Genomic DNA, 4,093 nt, shown 5'->3' on the forward strand with positions numbered 1-4,093 from the left:
CCTCAGCCCGAACGAGTACGAGACCGCCTGGCACAGCCGCCAGACGCAACCAGCCGAACCAACTATCGTCACCCCTGCGCCAGCCGGCAGCAGGTAACCACCGCTCCATCAAAGCGGGGGGAACTCATGGTGCCGGTGACGGGGGGCCTGGCGGTACTGGCCGCGGGGGTGCTGCTGTGGCGGCGGGATGGCGAGAAGCATGAGGTGTCTGCCGCGCCGATGCCGCCGGATCGGCAGGTGCGGCCCCTACGGTCGTGGGTGATCCCCCTCGGGGTGGTCCTGGTAGGAACGGTCACCTGGGCTGCGGCGGCCTGGCTGCAAGGCTCGGTGCCGGCGGTGGGTGACGGAGTGCAGCGGGCGCAGTTGCGGGTGGAGTCCATCCGCACAGGCTTGACCATCGGCGCGGCGGTGACTGCCGCGTTCGCGCTGCTACTGGCGTTTCGCCGTCAGCAGTTAGCCGAGCGCACCCAGCAGGCCACCGAGTACGACGCCGGGGAGAAGCGCGTTACCGAGTTGTACGTCAAGGCTGCCGACCAGCTCGGCTCGGACAAGGCCCCGGTCCGGCTCGCGGGCCTATACGCCCTGGAACGCCTCGCCCAAGACAACCCCGCCCATCGGCAGAGCATCGTCGAGGTGATCTGCGCCTACCTGCGCATGCCCTACGCCCCTCCCGACGACCAGCCCACCCCCACGCCCGCAGTCCAACCACCTTCAGACGACTCCGCTCCAGCCGCACCAACGGCTGCCACCGGTGAGACCTGCAAACCAGCCGTGGACCCCAGGGAAGAACGTCAGGTCCGCCTCGCCGCCCAACGCATCCTCGCCCGCCACCTGCGACCGACAACCCCAGAAGGAGAACCCCACCCCTTGCACTGGGGCCCAAAGATGACGCTCGACCTCACCGAAGCCGTCCTTATCGACCTCGACCTCACCGGCTGCTACCTCCACAACGCCACCTTCATGAAGAGCCACTTCACCGGCAGCCCCACGTTCGTCAAGGCGACGTTCAGCGGCGACGCCAAGTTCGACAACGCGACGTTCAGCAGCGACGCCTGGTTCGGCGAGGCGACGTTCAGCGGTGACGCCAAGTTTGCCGGCGCGACGTTCAGCCGCGACGCCAGGTTCAGCAAAGCGACGTTCAGCGACGACGCCTGGTTCGACAAGGCGACGTTCAGCGGCAACGCCAGATTCGACAAGGCGACGTTCAGCGGCGACGCCTGGTTCGACGAGGCAACGTTCAAACGTGACGCCAGGTTTGTCGGCACGACGTTCAGCCGCGACGCCTGGTTCGACGAGGCAACGTTCAAACGTGACGTGAGGTTTGTCGGCACGACGTTCAGCGGCGACGCCGGGTTCGACGAGGCAACGTTCAGCGGCGACGCCAGGTTCGGCAAAGCGACGTTCAACGGCGCCGCCAGGTTCGACAAAGCGACGTTCAACGGGGCCGCCGGGTTCGGCGATGTGACGTTCAGCGGCAAGGCGAGCTTCTATGGGGCGACCCTCGGCGGGACGAGGTACGACGGACCAAAGCCAGTTTGCTAACCCGAGAGCGCCATGTGATCCGTCATGTGATCCGCATGTGATCCGCATGTGATCCGTCAGCACTGCCGAAACGATCTCATTAGGATCAAGGCACCGCGCTCCGCGCGGTGCGGGGCGGGGCGGGGCGGGGCGGCAAGCCCGGCCGGCGGCAAGCCGCCCCGGCCGCCTACGGCGCCGGGGCGGTGAGCCACCGACAGCCGCCGGGACACCGCCCCCTCGCAGGAACCAACCTCAGAGGGGCCGTGACGGAAGCCAGCGGCTCCGACCTGGTCGCGTGGTCGGGGCTTCCGGCTGCCGCGCCAGTCCAAACCCGGGACTGGCTTGCCACCGTGTCACCGAGTCGCGGTAGCAGCTCCACCGCCAGGACGTGGCTGGCCCCGTCTACCGCCGTCGGCAACGCACAGGAGGCCCGCCCAGCCGCCCCGGAAGCCCCCGCGACGGGACAGCACGCGCCAAGACCAGGCGGTCAACTGATCCCCCGCTCAGGCCGTCTACAGGCCGTCCCAGGCCGTCAAACGCCACCCAACGATGACCAAGGCCAACCAACGGCACCAGACAAAGAACCAGCTCAGAGCCTTGATCGGAGCTCTGAGCTGGTGGGCGACGGACGAGTCGACCTGTACGCCGGATTCTGTGACCGGCGCGCGCCCCGAGGGGCTCGCGTCGGCGGCGGCCATCCATCTAGGCCTGCCGTCGCCGGCAGGCTCGAGCGGCCTACCCGCAGACATCGGGCGGGCAGCCCTCAAGCGTCTGCGCCGGGTCGTCATCATCTCTGGTGACGGCCCTTGCTTGGCCTTGCTCCGGGTGGGGTTTACCGAGCCACCCCGGTCACCCGGGGTGCTGGTGGGCTCTTACCCCACCGTTTCACCCTTACCGTCCCCGATGGGGTCGGCGGTCTGTTTTCTGTGGCACTGTCCCGCGGGTCGCCCCGGGTTGCCGTTAGCAACCACCCTGCCCTGTGGAGTCCGGACGTTCCTCGGCGGCGGGCCGGAGCCCGCCGACGCGACCGCCCGGTCGACTCGTCCGTCGCTCACCCATCCTAACGACGCCACGGCCGCGTCCATTGCCACCCCGGGGCCGACCGGCACCCGTCCTGCCGAGGCCGGGTACTAGCCTCTGGTGACCATGGATGTCTCCGACGCCGCGCTGCTGCTCGCCGCCGGTCTCGCCGCGGGCACGGTCAACGCGGTGGCCGGCGGGGGCTCGCTCATCACCTTCCCGGCGATGATCGCGGTGGGCCTGCCGCCGGTGCCGGCCAACGTGAGCAATTCGGTCGCGGTCTTTCCGGGGTACGTGGCGAGCGTGGCGGGCAGCCGGCAGGACCTGCCGCCCCGGCGGATGCTGGCCACGCTGGCGCCCACCACGATCGTCGGCACGATCGCCGGCGCCCTGCTGCTGCTGGCCACCCCGGCCCGGGCGTTCGAGCTGGTGGTGCCCTTCCTGGTGCTCGGGGCGACGGCGGTGCTGGCGTTCCAGGATCCGCTGCGCCGGCTCGTCGGGCATCCGCGCGACCTGGCGCCGCGCCGCCGCACGGTCACCGTGCAGGCCATGGTCGCCGTCGGCGCGGTGTACGGCGGCTACTTCGGCGCGGCGCTCGGGGTGATGCTGGTGGCGGGCCTGGCCCTGGTGCTGGACGCGACGCTGGCGCGGGTGAGCGCGCTGAAGAACCTGCTCTCCGCCCTGGTCGGGTTGACCACGCTCGTGGTGTTCGCGCTGTTCGGGCCGGTGAACTGGGCGGCCGTCGCGGTGGTCGCGCCGGCGACGCTGGTCGGCGGGTACGCCGGCGCGCGGCTGGTGCGCCGGCTGCCGCCGGTGGTGCTGAAGGTGCTGATCGTGGTCTTCGGCACGTCGATCGGGCTCTACCTGCTCTGGCGCGCGCTGCGCTGAGCCTCGGCGACAGGTGCCCGGCCGGGAGGCTGGACAGGTGACCGGCCGGTCGGGCGAAGGACGCACGCCCGGGCGGCTAGTGGTCCTGGAGCGTGAAGAAGAGCGTCCGGTGCTCGACGTCCAGGAAGGCGGTCCGCCACCGCGTGGCCGGTGTCGCCTCGTCGTACGCCCGGCTGTGCAGCCACCGGGGCGCGGCCGGCAGGAACGGCGCGAGAGCGGGCCACGCGTCCGCCGGGCTGGTGAGGGGCGCCTGGTCTGGCTCGGCGGGCGCGTACGGCACGAAGTCGTACCGCTGCGCCAGCGTCCGCGCGTCCGCCGGACGCAGCCGGACGACGCCCTGGTACGCCCAGTCCACGGGGCCCGGCGCGCGGCCGCACGGCTCGCCCGAGAGGGAACGCACCTGCCAGTGGATCTCCAGGTAGTCGCCGAGGCCCGGCAGTTCCTCGGGCGGATCCCACCGCTTCGTGCGCACCTTCGCCTCCTCGGCGCGCACCGACTCCCGGCACTCGGACGTGTCGCCCGGGTCGTTGCCGACGGCTCGGATCGCGGCCCCCACGCACCCGACGACGACCACCAGCAGCAGCGCGGCGGAGCCGCCGAGGACGGCCACCAGCGCGCGTCTCGTCATGGTCGTCAGCGTACGAAGGGCGTCCACCCCCGCCGC

At 71.0% G+C, this 4,093-nt stretch carries 3 protein-coding genes and 1 other RNA gene; 2 read left to right on the top strand and 2 right to left on the bottom strand.

Annotated features, from left to right (window positions below; genetic code table 11):
• Positions 1 to 126: 126 nt before the first annotated feature.
• Positions 127 to 1,542 (top strand): pentapeptide repeat-containing protein, encoded by a 1,416-nt coding sequence (locus tag RM555_RS30690; protein WP_311414981.1) that lies wholly within the window; start codon positions 127 to 129, stop codon positions 1,540 to 1,542.
• A 604-nt stretch (positions 1,543 to 2,146) separates the two neighbouring features.
• Here the strand turns inward: RM555_RS30690 and rnpB are convergent.
• Positions 2,147 to 2,564, bottom strand: an RNA gene (rnpB, locus tag RM555_RS30695) — RNase P RNA component class A.
• Between the two features lie 103 nt (positions 2,565 to 2,667).
• Between rnpB and RM555_RS30700 the strand changes: the two genes are divergently transcribed.
• Positions 2,668 to 3,429 carry a sulfite exporter TauE/SafE family protein gene (locus tag RM555_RS30700; protein WP_311414982.1) on the top strand — a complete coding sequence of 254 codons (762 nt, stop codon included), beginning with the start codon at positions 2,668 to 2,670 and terminating at the stop codon, positions 3,427 to 3,429.
• A gap of 76 nt (positions 3,430 to 3,505) precedes the next feature.
• Here RM555_RS30700 and RM555_RS30705 read toward each other — a convergent pair whose 3' ends face one another.
• Positions 3,506 to 4,057, bottom strand: coding sequence for a hypothetical protein (locus RM555_RS30705; protein WP_311414983.1), 552 nt, complete (start codon positions 4,055 to 4,057; stop codon positions 3,506 to 3,508).
• Positions 4,058 to 4,093 lie beyond the last annotated feature (36 nt).

It is taken from the genome of Micromonospora reichwaldensis (assembly GCF_031845925.1).
In the GTDB taxonomy this organism is placed as follows: Bacteria; Actinomycetota; Actinomycetes; order Mycobacteriales; family Micromonosporaceae; genus Micromonospora; species Micromonospora reichwaldensis.